The 12,762-nt window shown below is 42.1% G+C and carries 21 protein-coding genes; 19 read left to right on the top strand and 2 right to left on the bottom strand.

What is annotated here, in order from left to right; all coding sequences use genetic code 11:
• Positions 1 to 21: 21 nt before the first annotated feature.
• Together CRO25_RS21710 and CRO25_RS21715 are read right to left on the bottom strand one after the other, a co-directional pair.
• On the bottom strand, positions 22 to 528 hold the full coding sequence (locus tag CRO25_RS21710) for a PTS glucose transporter subunit IIA (protein WP_079696426.1): 507 nt from the start codon (positions 526 to 528) through the stop codon (positions 22 to 24).
• Positions 525 to 1,409: a PRD domain-containing protein gene (locus CRO25_RS21715; RefSeq protein ID WP_256863725.1), complete on the bottom strand. Its 885-nt coding sequence runs from the start codon at positions 1,407 to 1,409 to the stop codon at positions 525 to 527. Before CRO25_RS21715 ends, CRO25_RS21710 begins: the two co-directional genes overlap by 4 nt.
• 234 nt (positions 1,410 to 1,643) lie before the next feature.
• Here CRO25_RS21715 and CRO25_RS21720 point away from each other — a divergent pair, with 234 nt between their 5' ends.
• From CRO25_RS21720 to CRO25_RS21815, 19 genes are all read left to right on the top strand, one after another.
• Positions 1,644 to 2,009, top strand: coding sequence for a VOC family protein (locus CRO25_RS21720; RefSeq protein WP_079696427.1), 366 nt, complete (start codon positions 1,644 to 1,646; stop codon positions 2,007 to 2,009).
• A gap of 20 nt (positions 2,010 to 2,029) precedes the next feature.
• Positions 2,030 to 2,356 carry a DUF962 domain-containing protein gene (locus CRO25_RS21725; RefSeq protein ID WP_079696428.1) on the top strand — a complete coding sequence of 109 codons (327 nt, stop codon included), beginning with the start codon at positions 2,030 to 2,032 and terminating at the stop codon, positions 2,354 to 2,356.
• 40 nt (positions 2,357 to 2,396) lie between these two features.
• On the top strand, positions 2,397 to 3,110 hold the full coding sequence (locus CRO25_RS21730; RefSeq protein ID WP_079696429.1) for an AAA family ATPase: 714 nt from the start codon (positions 2,397 to 2,399) through the stop codon (positions 3,108 to 3,110).
• Between the two features lie 16 nt (positions 3,111 to 3,126).
• Positions 3,127 to 4,131 (top strand): hypothetical protein, encoded by a 1,005-nt coding sequence (locus tag CRO25_RS21735; RefSeq protein ID WP_179132232.1) that lies wholly within the window; start codon positions 3,127 to 3,129, stop codon positions 4,129 to 4,131.
• Positions 4,128 to 4,613 carry a DinB family protein gene (locus tag CRO25_RS21740; RefSeq protein WP_079696431.1) on the top strand — a complete coding sequence of 162 codons (486 nt, stop codon included), beginning with the start codon at positions 4,128 to 4,130 and terminating at the stop codon, positions 4,611 to 4,613. The genes CRO25_RS21735 and CRO25_RS21740 overlap by 4 nt, the downstream gene beginning before the upstream one ends.
• On the top strand, positions 4,610 to 5,098 hold the full coding sequence (locus tag CRO25_RS21745; RefSeq protein WP_079696432.1) for a cysteine hydrolase family protein: 489 nt from the start codon (positions 4,610 to 4,612) through the stop codon (positions 5,096 to 5,098). Before CRO25_RS21740 ends, CRO25_RS21745 begins: the two co-directional genes overlap by 4 nt.
• 205 nt (positions 5,099 to 5,303) lie before the next feature.
• On the top strand, positions 5,304 to 5,819 hold the full coding sequence (locus tag CRO25_RS21750; RefSeq protein WP_079696433.1) for a GNAT family N-acetyltransferase: 516 nt from the start codon (positions 5,304 to 5,306) through the stop codon (positions 5,817 to 5,819).
• 25 nt (positions 5,820 to 5,844) lie between these two features.
• Positions 5,845 to 6,261, top strand: a complete 417-nt coding sequence (locus CRO25_RS21755) for a hypothetical protein (protein WP_143806575.1) — start codon at positions 5,845 to 5,847, stop codon at positions 6,259 to 6,261.
• A 231-nt stretch (positions 6,262 to 6,492) separates the two neighbouring features.
• Positions 6,493 to 6,975: a hypothetical protein gene (locus CRO25_RS21760; RefSeq protein WP_079696435.1), complete on the top strand. Its 483-nt coding sequence runs from the start codon at positions 6,493 to 6,495 to the stop codon at positions 6,973 to 6,975.
• Positions 6,976 to 7,054: 79 nt separating this feature from the next.
• A complete protein-coding gene (locus CRO25_RS21765) occupies positions 7,055 to 7,516 on the top strand; it encodes an NUDIX domain-containing protein (protein ID WP_079696436.1) in 462 nt (153 codons plus the stop codon).
• A gap of 52 nt (positions 7,517 to 7,568) precedes the next feature.
• Positions 7,569 to 8,231 (top strand): zinc dependent phospholipase C family protein, encoded by a 663-nt coding sequence (locus tag CRO25_RS21770; protein ID WP_143806576.1) that lies wholly within the window; start codon positions 7,569 to 7,571, stop codon positions 8,229 to 8,231.
• Positions 8,232 to 8,714 carry a GNAT family N-acetyltransferase gene (locus tag CRO25_RS21775; RefSeq protein ID WP_079696438.1) on the top strand — a complete coding sequence of 161 codons (483 nt, stop codon included), beginning with the start codon at positions 8,232 to 8,234 and terminating at the stop codon, positions 8,712 to 8,714.
• Between the two features lie 201 nt (positions 8,715 to 8,915).
• On the top strand, positions 8,916 to 9,374 hold the full coding sequence (locus CRO25_RS21785) for a hypothetical protein (protein WP_143813198.1): 459 nt from the start codon (positions 8,916 to 8,918) through the stop codon (positions 9,372 to 9,374).
• 91 nt (positions 9,375 to 9,465) lie between these two features.
• A complete protein-coding gene (locus CRO25_RS21790) occupies positions 9,466 to 9,849 on the top strand; it encodes a hypothetical protein (RefSeq protein ID WP_079696440.1) in 384 nt (127 codons plus the stop codon).
• A 227-nt stretch (positions 9,850 to 10,076) separates the two neighbouring features.
• On the top strand, positions 10,077 to 10,478 hold the full coding sequence (locus CRO25_RS21795) for a hypothetical protein (protein WP_079696441.1): 402 nt from the start codon (positions 10,077 to 10,079) through the stop codon (positions 10,476 to 10,478).
• A gap of 32 nt (positions 10,479 to 10,510) precedes the next feature.
• Positions 10,511 to 10,867, top strand: a complete 357-nt coding sequence (locus CRO25_RS21800) for a hypothetical protein (RefSeq protein WP_256863726.1) — start codon at positions 10,511 to 10,513, stop codon at positions 10,865 to 10,867.
• 56 nt (positions 10,868 to 10,923) lie between these two features.
• Positions 10,924 to 11,280 (top strand): hypothetical protein, encoded by a 357-nt coding sequence (locus CRO25_RS21805; RefSeq protein WP_079696442.1) that lies wholly within the window; start codon positions 10,924 to 10,926, stop codon positions 11,278 to 11,280.
• Positions 11,281 to 11,524: 244 nt separating this feature from the next.
• Positions 11,525 to 12,202 (top strand): HAD family hydrolase, encoded by a 678-nt coding sequence (locus CRO25_RS21810; RefSeq protein WP_079696443.1) that lies wholly within the window; start codon positions 11,525 to 11,527, stop codon positions 12,200 to 12,202.
• Positions 12,199 to 12,726, top strand: coding sequence for a hypothetical protein (locus CRO25_RS21815; protein WP_079696444.1), 528 nt, complete (start codon positions 12,199 to 12,201; stop codon positions 12,724 to 12,726). Before CRO25_RS21810 ends, CRO25_RS21815 begins: the two co-directional genes overlap by 4 nt.
• Positions 12,727 to 12,762: the final 36 nt, after the last annotated feature.

The raw sequence follows: 12,762 nt of genomic DNA on the forward strand, positions 1-12,762 counted from the left end.
CTTTCTTTTTTTAGATTTATGTTATTTGGGCAAGCTGACTTTCATGATAGTTCCCAAGCCCGCTTCTACGTTGCCATACGTCGGGTGTGACTCCCACGGCTGTTCTGCCGCATTCGCAACGATGACAGGGGTGATGACCGGATAACCAGCCGAAGCGATAGCATTCAGGTCAAATTCGATCAGGGTCTGACCGACAGCGACCTGATCCCCGGTCTGCACTTGGGGTGTGAAGCCCTGTCCTTTCAGACTGACAGTATTCATACCGATATGCAGCAGCAGCTGTAGCCCGGAAGCGTGCTCAATCATTACGGCATGATGCGATTTAATCAGGTGCACCACAGTGCCGTCGATAGGGGCGACCAGCCTGCCCTCCTGGGGAATCATTGCAACTCCCGGTCCCATAAGTCCTTGCGCGAACGCTTCGTCAGGCACTTCTTCCAAACTGACGCAGGTTCCGGTGAGCGGGGAGGCGACGGATATTGTTTCAAATGTTTTGGCAGATTTGTTGTTTTTCCATTTCCAGATCATTGTGTGTTGTCCTCTCTGTTGTTGGTTTTGGCATGGGTTTGAAAAAGCCGGTATAAATGCATTGCGAGAAAAGCCGTTTCTTCCTCGGGTACCTCTGTACCCAAATCCTCGGTCATTACAGCGCTCAGTTTTCTGGCCAGCTGGTATTCGGACGGATATTCATTTTTCACATATTGTGCGAAGGTGGGGGCCGTCATCGGCTGCTGATACAGGCGTTCCATGGAGAAGCGCAGGTGTATCATGAGTCTTGCCTGGCTAAGGCTGCCCTGCTCAAAGCGAACGCCACCCTCCTCTTCAATAATGGACTGAAGCTTGCTGATCACATTGGATACCTTAACCAACTGTCCGACAGGGACGTGATTCACGGAGGAGTACACATGGTATGTCAGGAACCCGGCCTCATCCTCCGGTACCTCTACGCCAAAGGCCTCTCCGATCATGGCCGCCGCTTCCGAGGCGATTTCGAATTCTTTCGGAAAACTGAGCTTTGTCTCCGTAAGGAAAGGATTCAGAATCTCCATCCCGTTGCGGATACGATATAAGGTGAACTGAATATGACTCGGAAGAGCAAGGTAGATCTTGTCATTCAGCTTGCCGGGAAACTGATCAGCGATGAGACGGATAATTCGGTCAGAGATGTCGATGACATTGGGGTCCAAGTCCTTCATCAGCTCCTGCGCCTGCCCCCACTCCTCCCGGTCCTCCAGCCGGAACCTTTTCTCAATCCGCGGATCATCGGACTGAATGGTGCTTTCCACCTTGAACGCAAATCCCAACCCTTTGCCGATCAGTACGTACTCCTTGGTATTCTGGTGCGACCGGGCCAGAACAATATTGCTGCCGACGACCCGCTCCACCTGCAGCATCATTCCTTTACTCACGGTTCACCGCCTCCTCGTTTCTAAAGTTAACGCTTCCAGGTCTCCGGAACGCAAAAAGAGCCAAGAAGCGAGTATAGTCTCATGTTCGCTTCTTGGCTCATGCCCTCTGGGGTGGTAACACGCCAATTCATTTTATGTTTTTATGCAGAACGTTCTTCCTACATAATATAGAAGCTGATCTGCCGCCGTCAACCATAATTTTGTCATCCGTCTGTTCGTCGTTTAATATAGGGAATGTGTAAGAAGATTGGCTGGAGTGAGACAGCAATCAGTTCAGATCAATACAGTGTTTTTGAAACAACAGGTGTATTGCTATCGTTATATCCCATTCAGGAGCTGGAGAAAGATACGGGGATGATATTCAGTGTATCTGATGGGTTGAAAGGAACGCTGCTGGCCATCAATGTGGATCAAGCGGAAGACGTTGACGATACCATTGTGAATATCCGCGCTGCCGGAGGCAATGTAATCAGAGAGCCATATGACGCTGCCTGGGGCGGGAGAATCGCCTATTTCCTGGACCCGGAGAATAACTGCTGGGAAGTCACTTGGAATCCAACTGCCGTATTTGATGAAAAAGGAGCCATGATCACATTTTAGGGTGAAATGAGTGTGACCGGATGTTGAACCGTGTTCGCAAGGACTTGCGTTATTATCTTCAGGAACATCAGGATCGGAACAACCTCATCTTGCATTATTTCGCATTTTTATCGGCGTTTGTGGCCTGGATTTTCTTGTTCATTAATATCAAAGTCATGCTGGTTCTGGCTCTTATCCATTACGCCCTGTCCTGGATTGGGCACTTCTATTACGAAGGCAACAAACCGGCGGCATTCCGATATCCGCATATCGGTTTTTATGCCGGGTTCACCTGGTTTTTTATCAGGACCATTGAGATCATCACCCGCAAAGAAATCATCCATCCATGGATCAATAAACAGGACTGAAACCAGCAGGAGTCGAACTTTATAAAATAGGAGTGTGTCTATGTATCTTCGAAGTGTGGAGTTACTGTCTGCTAAAGTCGAGAATCCGGATCAATATCCGTTTCACATACCGTCCATACAGTCTCTGGAGCGATTGGAATTCAACAATAACATTACTTTCTTTGTTGGTGAAAATGGATCGGGCAAGTCCACACTGCTCGAAGGTATCGCTCATCAATGTGGATTTAACACAGCAGGGGGCGGGAAAAATAATGCATTTGAGATTGATGCTGCTGAATCATCATTAGGTGACTATTTGCGTCTATCCTGGTTGCCCAAAATCACGAATGGTTTCTTCATGCGCTCGGAGTCCTTTTATCAATTTGCATCGCATGTAGATGAATTGGGGCCGGAGTCGCTCAAGTATTACGGTGGGCGTTCGTTGCATGAACAATCCCACGGGGAGTCTTTTCTCAATCTGTTCGTGAACCGATTCAATTCCAAAGGCATTTATCTGCTCGATGAGCCCGAAGCCGCCTTATCGCCAGCCCGTCAACTCTCCTTATTGCGCATTCTTCATGATCTATCAGGCACTTCCCAATTTATTATCGCGACGCATTCGCCGATTCTATTGGGTTATCCGGGTGCACGCATTTTGAGTTTTGACGATGGTGGTATTCAGGACGTAGAGTATGAAGATACAGAACATTATCAGATCACCCGCAGTTTCCTGGAAAATCGCGACCGGATGCTGAATGAGTTGTTCAAGGATTAGTGAAGGAGTGACTCATGTGCGTACAATTAATCTCTCTGATCCATATATGACAGTTATCATTCAGCAGCCGAAGACCAAAGAAGAGGTTAAGAAAATATTGCTAGGATTAAAAAAGTGTGCAGAAGAAGATTCAGATTTCGTGGTATATACCCAGGATACTCGGAAGCAGATCATTATTGCGGGACAAGGGGAACAGCAATTGCATGGAACAATCGGACGTCTAAGAGATGAGTTTGGTTTGGAGATAGATGCTCTGAAACCGCAGGTTCTCTATAAGACATCGATACAAGAAACAGTTCAATCCGAAGGAAGATATGTTAGACAGACGGGAGGGATACATCAGTACGGTCACTGTTGGATCGAGCTTGAACCCAAATCAAGGGATAGCGGTTTTGATTTTATAAATAAAATTATCGATGATTATGTCATACCTGATGAATATATTCCCCCGGTCAGAAGGGGAATCGAAGAAATGATGATCAGAGGTATATTCGGCCATTTTCCAGTGGTAGATGTAAAAGTAACGCTGTTCGATGGATCGTTTCATTCATTCGATTCGAAAGTAATGTCGTTTAAAATTGCTGCATCCTTGGCATTCCGTGATGGTTTTAAACGAGCCAACCCCGTACTTCTTGAACCTGTAATGAAGGTATCCATGACTACTATGAAAAGCCAAATTCCAGTTTACTTGGAAGTGTTACCTTCACTTAGAGCACGAAACATAAACTTTGATTCTGAAAATGGGAAGAGCATAATCACGGCAGATATTCCTTTAAAAGAATGGTTGAGTTTCCATGAGCAATGTCATGAATTACCTGTAACAAATGATCATTATTCAATCGAGTTTGGATATTACGACGTAGTTCCAGTGCATCTTTACGAAACAATAATCCAAGAATCAAACCTAGAAGATACGTACTATACCGATTTGTTTGGCTGGGAGAAGTGGGGCAAGGAAAACGAGGAAAGGTATTTGAACGATTTCGTAGAGACATTTTGGGAGGAGGGGAGCCGAACATGAGTATCAAATTGGTGCTGTTGGACCAACTCGCTGCCTGTCATCATGACAAGAGCTGGTTTATGCCGCTGGATGAGATGTTACATGATCTAACCGCTGCGCAGGCCTTATGGCTGAATGATGAGGGACAATCGATCTGGAGGTTGGTGAATCATCTGACTTTCTGGAATGAAACTTGGTTGGAGCGGTTTATCAAGGGTGATGTGGGTTCGGACAATAGCATAAATAATGATGAGACATTCATTGTTAACCCATCACATGTAAGTGAAAAAGATTGGCAGAAAAGCATTGCACAGATTGGTGCAACATTTAGTCGCTGGATACAGGCTGTAGAGGAAAGTGATGATGCAAAATTAGGGATGACCATTCCATCGTACTTCAATGCCCCATGGTGGAATGTCATATCCAATCTGTGTATTCATAATGCGTATCATATTGGGCAGATCATGATGCTGAGAAAGAAAGTAAGAGGAGAGATGATATGAAAATAGGTTTTCTGATCGTGGATATGCAAGAGAGTATTGTAAGAGATAAGTTAGATCAAAAAGCAATAGACCGCGCTTGTGAATATATCAATCATGTTGCAGACGTGCTTCGTTCGAGCGGCCATGTGGTAGTTCATGTACAAGACGTGGAAGGGATGGAGGATTCAAACTCTGAGGCGTATCGTATTATTTCTGAGGTTGATGTGAATGACAAAGATCTTAAGGTTACGAAGGAGAGCTCCAATGCATTCTGGCAGACAGACATAGAGCAGATTCTGAAGAGTAACGGTGTTGAGCTGTTGATCATATCGGGATTTGCCGCCGAGGAATGTGTTCTATTTACTTATAATGGCGCGATGGAGCGAGGATTTAGACCTGTCATGTTGCAAAATGGGATTCTAAGTACGCATTCCGAAGCAGTGATCTCAACCTATAGAGACCGGAACGTGATTTCTTATCCTGTAGTTAATTATCTAATCAAATAAGTGAGATTACTCATGGACGCGACGATGTCGTGTCCGTTTTTGGTTACACATAACCTTTTATGATGGAAAGGATTCTTTATCGTTTAAATTAAACTTTACCTATATTTACTGGAGTTGAAGCGATACATTTAAGTGGTAAGCAGGGGCGTGATATGCAACTAAAGATGGGGAATTGTGGTTTATTAATAAAGTGAGGTGTAATGACATGAATGTACAGATCACCAGAATCGATAAAAGTCAGAAAGAATTATTTTTAAACTTTTACAACCTTTATCTGTATGATCTTTCTGAATTCTCGGGTGAGGATTTGCTAAAAGAGGGGAAATTCGATCCAACGAATACCTATCTCTATCTGGAACGGGCGGAATTACATCCGTTTTTTATTCTAGATGAAGGAAAGGTAATCGGATTTGTGCTGGTTTGCTCTCCTCCATATGTAGATGATGATGTCGACTATACAGTCCAAGAACTGTTTCTGGTCAAAAAGTATCGTGGGCAAGGATTGGCGGCTCAAGCGGTTGATTTGGTGTTTGCACAATTTCAGGGCAGATTCAAAGTGGAGCAATTGGCTAATAACCAATCGGCTGTTTCATTCTGGAGAAAATATTATGAACAACATCACATTGAATATGTAGAGTCTGAGTATAGCATTGAAATTGAAAACATCGCTGGCAGCCATCGGATTCTGTCTCAAACCTTTGTACGTGCAAGAACGGAGTAGATTTATGTAATTGTAGCTAGGAAGGATGATTAATTTGTTTGTTATAGTAGCTTCAAAAGGCAGGTTCAAGTGGATTTCAGGAATATTTCAAGCAGAAGAGGTAGCGCTACATTACATGCGACAAATTCCCGAAGAGTTGAAAGAATACCAAAATTTAATTCATGTAGAGGAGATGAACTATCCTTTTTATATTATAGAGAGACAAAGGAATTTTCAGTTTCTAACTAAAGATGAAGTGATTGGACTTTTCAATCATACGGACTTGTCAGAAGACGAAGATGAGGTGCACTTCAATATCTATACAGTTGATTCCGATTACAGACCGAAGAAGCCGGGCACAGACTATATCGGCGTACTTCATCATGATCATGTGACCAATGAATTTATTGAGAAGTACAAAGAAGAAGGAACTGAGATTCTGATCAAAAAAAGGATCTTTTAGATGTAAAGTAACAGAACAGTGTTACTATTTCAATTATCTAACTATATATTCAATTAGATTCTGTTTGCCTTCCTTCTTTGGGAGTCAAAAAAGGATCTTTTTGTATTTTGTCTATTTTCAAAAGGAGTTGAAAGTGCACAATTCTGAACTTAACACCACTTCGCATTTACCAATACATGGGTTATGATGAATGAAAAGGGGACTACGAGAGAAAACGGGGGTTCGGATAGCATGCCTATTCATAATTTTGTTATTGAAAATAAGTCGGAAATCAATGAATCTATCTACACCTCCTACTCATGGGATGCTCATGGAGTTATACATAAAAGTAGACTAATGGCAGAGGAACATGCTTACTTGGAAGATGAGTTCATTTCATACATTCAGGATTCTCTTAACTGGTTGAATACATGGAACCCATCTACCTGTAAAAGATGTAGTGGACTGAACAACTATGGAATAACGGTTATTGAAGAAAAAGATGCTTTGTTGAAATTTCATCAACTAATTCGAGCATGGATTGATGTATTCAACCTTGCTCCTGATCAGATCAAGCTTACAGGGGATTATTGTTTTGATGGAAATGAACAGAGGGGCTATTATGAGAAACTCATATATAACAGAGTTGAATTAATAAACGAATTAAACAAGCTTGCCAATATGGCAAAAGATGCAGAGCTAAATGGGAAATGCATTTTGCATTTTGGTATTTGATCTTTTAAAGTGAAATTTTCTTATGGAACATAGCTGCTGACTAAAAGGGGAAGCGAGCCATTAGAGAGGAGAATGATGAATGACAAGCCGCATTGTGGTTACGGGCGGAGCTATTATCCGTGATCATATGGGTAGAATACTGCTGCAAAAAAGATCAGATTATGGCGATTGGGGATTACCTGGTGGTGGTATGGAGCCCGGTGAGAGTATTGAAGAAACCATGATTAGAGAAGTAAAAGAGGAAACGGGTCTTGATGTGAGTTCATATGAATTGGCATCCATCTACACAGGTGAGAAAATGAAATATACATATCCGGACGGCAACGAAGTTGTATTTGTAATGTTCCTGTTCAATGTCACCGCGGAGTTGGGTGGGAAACTTGATCATGATCAAACAACCCTTTTATTTAAAGATGAACAGAATGAATCGCTAGAGCTTTTTTTTAAAAGTCTAGATGAAATTGATATTTCCACAATCAACAAGGTACAGAAGCCTGTATTGGTAGATTTGATGCAAGGGGAACTCACAATTCTGCGTTAAGCTCTAGAGGATATAAAGAAGATTTTGAGAGGGAATAGGGAAAATATAGTTTGTGAGTAAATTAAAATCCCTGATTTTAATAGAGAGAGGAGCATTTATTATGCCTTGGCCCATGGTTCATTTTGCAATCGCATCTGAATTATTATCTAATCCAACCCCTGAATTTATAGTGGGAAGTCTTGCTCCTGACTCCATTCATGTGAGAACGAATGAAAGAGCCGAAAAGGCAAAAACTCATCTCATGCCAGAGACAGCACGATTCGCAACAGACGAAGAGCTCAGGGCATTTTTCAATTCCAACAAGAAACGTGCGCAGAGTGAGCCTAAGTTCATGCAATATTTGTGCGGGTACATCGCCCATGTATATACGGATCGTGTATGGACTTTCGAGATTTATCCTGCATATGAAGTTCATCCGAGTGGACGAAGTATTTATACGCAGGATGTTACGAAGCTGGAATTTATGATTTTGAGAAGAGGGTCTGATGGCCAGGATTTATTGAATAAGCTGGAAGCAGGTCAAGCGTTTGACTTAGGTGGATTGCTGGAGCAAGAGGTGTATCAGTATAGAAAAGAAAAAGTAGACTTTTTGAATAACTTTGAAAATGAGCCCTTAGATGATTTGAACATTTTATCTATGGAAGCTATAGAAGAGTTTATACAAACAACGGCCCAAAGACTTAGACAATTGTTTGCAAAGTGGGAGGTATTCTAAATGAAAAAACGGATTAGACTCACCCCATATAATGAGAAGTACGCTCAAGACTTGGCTAATTTTGTACTAAGTGATGAACAGGTTCATTTTACTGCATTGCCTGCGGAAGTGATGGAGAAGGCATCGCAAAATCCGAACAAATATCCGGTAGTGATTTTAAATGATGAGACTCCAGTTGGTTTCTTCATATTACATAAAAATTCTGAATACGTAGAGGAAAGTGATACTTCCCGTACGATACTGGTACGTGCGTTATCCATTACGTTAGAACATCAGGGGAACGGGTATGCACTCACTGCCATGAGGGAACTGCCTACACTGGTTAAGCAGCTTGATCCGAAAGTCGATGAAATTATTTTAGCTGTGAATGAGGGGAATATTGCAGCACAAAAGCTGTATCTAAAAGCAGGTTTTCTGGATATGGGCGAGCGGAAAATGGGCATCAAAGGTCTTCAACTGATTTTGCAATATAGAATGGTTTAGGGCATGAATTACGGCAAACAAGACGGCTTATTTGATGAAAAGGAGGAGTAAAGTGTCTAACCATGTTCCCGCGACAGGCAGGAAAGAAACGTCCAGACGTAGAATGGGTGGAGAGAGTGATCCGGCAGTAGAAACACCAAAGAATCCTTAACATATGATTAGTGAAGTTCGAATGTACAATCATCGCAAGTAGAGAGGAGCATGTTATTGAAAGTTAATGTCAAACCAGAAGATTTGGGTTCTGAGCAGCTTAGCTGGCTATGTGTCCAACCGATGTTGATCTCCGTTCGTGGTAAAGATGTTGCAGCAAAGGTAGAGGTATATCGGCAATTACATGAAGGACAACAAGCGATATTTTTGTTCTATTCCTATCATAACCATACCAAGAGCTTGGCGGAGTTTTATTGGTTTTCGGCGTACAACATTATCGACATGAAGAGCTGGAATGGAATTAAAAACGGGATGCGCTATTTTAACCAAGATGAAATGGTAACTCTCCTGGACGACATTGAGCGTTTGATCACTGATAAAAATAAAGATGGAGACACGTGGCGTGAGGTTCTGCCCACGGATTTGGAGAAAGACCCGAACCTGCTGCAAAGAACGGAAGACTATACGTTAAATATCGAGCCGCGGCTCAGGAAGCTATTTTACACATGAATGAAATAATTCGGCAAAATCAGGAGATGTATCTGGAGATTACGGAGATCAACGCCTAAAGTAATCTCAAAATATAAGGAGTGATCATTTCATGAAATCTCCAGGTGGATCTATTTTTCCTTATTATTATAAAGGTGGAGAAATCCATTGTCTGAAATATGGCAGCAAGCATAAGGACCAAGATAAGCTTTTCGATGTGATGAGACAAGAAGAGGCTTTCATCTTAGGGATCAATAAAAAGCTCAAGGTTTGGGTGGATATGTATGAGACGAAGATTACCAAAGAAGTCTTGGATCAGTTAATCTGCAACATAAATAATCTCAAAGATCATGTGGATAAGCTCTCATTTGTAGGACTATCAGGGATGGATCGTTGGAAACTGAAAAGAAGATTGAAGAGCCTGGGGATGGGGCAATCTGCATCATTTTATGCTGATCCTGAAGAGGCAAAGACATGGCTGATAACGGATCGATGATTTGATCTTTAGAAGCAGGTATGGGTAAAGGTCAATAGAAGAACTACTCTTCATGGAGTAGTTCTTTTTTTCGTGATTTTGAAGGCGGAACAATGTTGTTGTAATTCGAAATTCTTCTAACATAACAAGTACTTCACACAATTCAATTCTATTTCTATGCTAGAATGGATAGCAGGAAAAAAGCGGAAGAATTAAACAATGTTCTGAAGTAGGCAAGGGGTACTGAAATGAACGAAGAAGAGATCTTGGAGTTGTACGGTTTAGATCCAGATACCAGACATAGGGAGCAAATCAGAGAGTTGTTGCAGCAAGAGATTGAGAATCAAGAAGCAGTGGATCATGAGTATCTCAAAACCTTATGTATTATGTTATTCTGCATAGGAAATGTAGAGGACACTGGGCTGATCTGGCAGGCAAAACGCAAGAATCAGGATACGGGCAGTTATATTGATGTGCAGCTTCTGTGTGGTGCCGGTTATGAGAAGACAGTGACTTATCTGGAGCAGAATCTCGAGGACTCAGCGGGAGAGCAGTTGAATTATCTTAGACAGTGTGAGCCATATGATTTTGTTGATTTTTCCAAAGAGGAGTGGGTCTCTACCTATAAAAAATATTATGAAATACCTTAGCTATATCCAACATGTGAGAAATGAGATGATCAATGATGACAAATGCTGCATCCATCCAGGAACAGATTCAGATGTGCCAGAAATATAGCGCAGACTATGTACCCAGTGAACTGCACCATAAGATCGGAATCGCCTGGAACGTCAAAGAGAAGTTGGAACCGATCCATGGAATGCGTATTCAGCCCGATGGAGATACAACCGGATGGTATATTTGGGCAGAAAATTACTCGGATGCAGATGATTTTTTTGTACCTTTACATGTAACACACATCGATGACTGGGACCCAAAAATTAAGAAGTACCTCGGACTTGCGCCGGGATGGCGGTTTGTGATTGCAGAAGATTATGAGGATGTATGGTTTGACGAGCAGTTGCTTAACAGATCATAGTCAGAGCAAGCAGAGCAACCAACGAGTTAAAATGGAACTGTGAGAGGAGTCATACAATGCCAAGTGTGCACGATAACAAAGCAGCTAATTATAGAGCAAATGGGATAAGTAAATTAACCATAGCCATTAGTGTTGTAGTTATCATAATTGTGATTCTAGCTTTTACCAATCCAACCAGAACCGATTTTTATACATGGCTGGAAAGCGAGTATGGTATACATGTCTCCTACGACATCAATGAAACGACGTATACACAGATCACGAACGGCCAGGAAAGAAGTCTTAATTTCAGAAGCGGACATATACAGCATGTGGGAATCTTTACTACGTATAATGAGACTTTTATGGATGCTGAGGGTAATGAGATCAACATTAAAGCCATTGGTGTAATGAACATGTTCTTTGAAAGATAGTTGGTTTAAGTTCTATGATGTTGGAAGTTGTAAAGAATTTATCGATATACCACGCTTTTGTATGGTGCAAGCATGCAGAGCAGCGTGGTTTTTGTGTTGAGCAGAATTCGTAAGGAGGGGGCGGATTACGTTATTTGGTTCATTCGCAAATTCCACATTATGGGTTATGATGTACCTACAGAGAAAATTTAACATACATAGGAAGTTTTTTGGGAATTGAGATTATTCCAGTGGGAGGAATAGAATGAAAGCCATTTTCCTTGATTTCTATGGGACAGTTGTTCATGAAGATGATGACATTCTTCCTGTGATTTATAAACAAGTTCAAGCGACAGCGCAGGTGGAATGTACAACGGATGAGATCGGTGCTTACTGGTGGAAGGCTTTTTCAACGTTGTTTTATGCAAGCCATGGCAGCCAGTTCACCACGCAAAGAATGCTGAATGTGCAATCTCTGGCAGAAACGCTTCTCCATTTCAAATCGGAGCTACAAGCTGAGTCGCTTAATCAGGAACAGTTGGCACATTGGTGTAACCCTGGCATATTTGCTGATTCAATTCCCTTCCTTCATTCTCTTAAAATTCCAGTATATATCCTGTCCAATATCGATACTGATGACGTGAAAGCTGCAATGAAGGTACATAACATTGAAGTGGCCGGAGTGATTACCAGTGAGGATGTTCATTCTTATAAACCAAGGTCAGAGATGTTTGATGAAGCGATCAACAGGTATGGTTTGCAGCGAGATGAGGTGATCCATATAGGCGATTCTCTGGTAAGTGATGTACAAGGAGCGCAAAATGCGGGAATTAAGGCTATCTGGTTGAATCGAAAAGGAAAACTCAAACCGCAACAGATTACACCGGATTATGAGTGCAAAGATCTTGGCGAAGTTGTGCATATGTTGGAGGCTTGGATATGAAAAAGTTAACCGTGTTGTCGTTATTATTTCTGTTCTTAATCGCCTGTCAGGATAAAACAACCCATGAAGCTGTACAGAAACCAACGATTCCTGTGACGGAAAGCGTTACTGATGAAGCAATCGAGCAGAAGGACGATGAAGCAGAAGCACCCAAAAAAGACAAAGGCATCCCTCCTGTTTACCTTGATGAAACGAAGTACACAGGTGATGAACTGGAAATCGTCAAACTGATGAACGATCGCATGCGTTATATGTGGGAAGAGGATGAGAAGGGCTATATGAGCCTTTTTGATCCACAATCGCCAGTCTCGGGCATGCCAGTCTCAGGATTTTCAGGTTTTAAAGTTCGCAAGATCATCTCTATGAGTGATATCAACATTCGAGAGCAAAAGAAGCTTTATGAAGCACTTGTGATGGTTACTGAATTAAGAGAGAACGAGGAGGAGGCCAGCTCTAGCATGGTGTTTAGGAAAAAGAAAGCGGATGGCGATGATGCGAAGTGGATCTTTGCAGACATCGATTAACAACGACTGAATGAAAAGAAGTTAAGGGTGATGAAA

It is taken from the genome of Paenibacillus sp. RU5M (assembly GCF_900221055.1).
In the GTDB taxonomy this organism is placed as follows: Bacteria; Bacillota; Bacilli; order Paenibacillales; family Paenibacillaceae; genus Paenibacillus; species Paenibacillus marchantiae.

What these genes read in the sequence shown, in the direction of transcription:
- CRO25_RS21710 (WP_079696426.1), bottom strand. Translation starts at nt 528, where the DNA reads ATGATCTGGAAATGGAAAAACAACAAATCTGCCAAAACATTTGAAACA.
- CRO25_RS21720 (WP_079696427.1), top strand. Translation starts at nt 1,644, where the DNA reads ATGTGTAAGAAGATTGGCTGGAGTGAGACAGCAATCAGTTCAGATCAA.
- CRO25_RS21725 (WP_079696428.1), top strand. Translation starts at nt 2,030, where the DNA reads ATGTTGAACCGTGTTCGCAAGGACTTGCGTTATTATCTTCAGGAACAT.
- CRO25_RS21730 (WP_079696429.1), top strand. Translation starts at nt 2,397, where the DNA reads ATGTATCTTCGAAGTGTGGAGTTACTGTCTGCTAAAGTCGAGAATCCG.
- CRO25_RS21740 (WP_079696431.1), top strand. Translation starts at nt 4,128, where the DNA reads ATGAGTATCAAATTGGTGCTGTTGGACCAACTCGCTGCCTGTCATCAT.
- CRO25_RS21745 (WP_079696432.1), top strand. Translation starts at nt 4,610, where the DNA reads ATGAAAATAGGTTTTCTGATCGTGGATATGCAAGAGAGTATTGTAAGA.
- CRO25_RS21750 (WP_079696433.1), top strand. Translation starts at nt 5,304, where the DNA reads ATGAATGTACAGATCACCAGAATCGATAAAAGTCAGAAAGAATTATTT.
- CRO25_RS21755 (WP_143806575.1), top strand. Translation starts at nt 5,845, where the DNA reads ATGATTAATTTGTTTGTTATAGTAGCTTCAAAAGGCAGGTTCAAGTGG.
- CRO25_RS21760 (WP_079696435.1), top strand. Translation starts at nt 6,493, where the DNA reads ATGCCTATTCATAATTTTGTTATTGAAAATAAGTCGGAAATCAATGAA.
- CRO25_RS21765 (WP_079696436.1), top strand. Translation starts at nt 7,055, where the DNA reads ATGACAAGCCGCATTGTGGTTACGGGCGGAGCTATTATCCGTGATCAT.
- CRO25_RS21775 (WP_079696438.1), top strand. Translation starts at nt 8,232, where the DNA reads ATGAAAAAACGGATTAGACTCACCCCATATAATGAGAAGTACGCTCAA.
- CRO25_RS21785 (WP_143813198.1), top strand. Translation starts at nt 8,916, where the DNA reads ATGTTATTGAAAGTTAATGTCAAACCAGAAGATTTGGGTTCTGAGCAG.
- CRO25_RS21790 (WP_079696440.1), top strand. Translation starts at nt 9,466, where the DNA reads ATGAAATCTCCAGGTGGATCTATTTTTCCTTATTATTATAAAGGTGGA.
- CRO25_RS21795 (WP_079696441.1), top strand. Translation starts at nt 10,077, where the DNA reads ATGAACGAAGAAGAGATCTTGGAGTTGTACGGTTTAGATCCAGATACC.
- CRO25_RS21800 (WP_256863726.1), top strand. Translation starts at nt 10,511, where the DNA reads ATGATGACAAATGCTGCATCCATCCAGGAACAGATTCAGATGTGCCAG.
- CRO25_RS21805 (WP_079696442.1), top strand. Translation starts at nt 10,924, where the DNA reads ATGCCAAGTGTGCACGATAACAAAGCAGCTAATTATAGAGCAAATGGG.
- CRO25_RS21810 (WP_079696443.1), top strand. Translation starts at nt 11,525, where the DNA reads ATGAAAGCCATTTTCCTTGATTTCTATGGGACAGTTGTTCATGAAGAT.
- CRO25_RS21815 (WP_079696444.1), top strand. Translation starts at nt 12,199, where the DNA reads ATGAAAAAGTTAACCGTGTTGTCGTTATTATTTCTGTTCTTAATCGCC.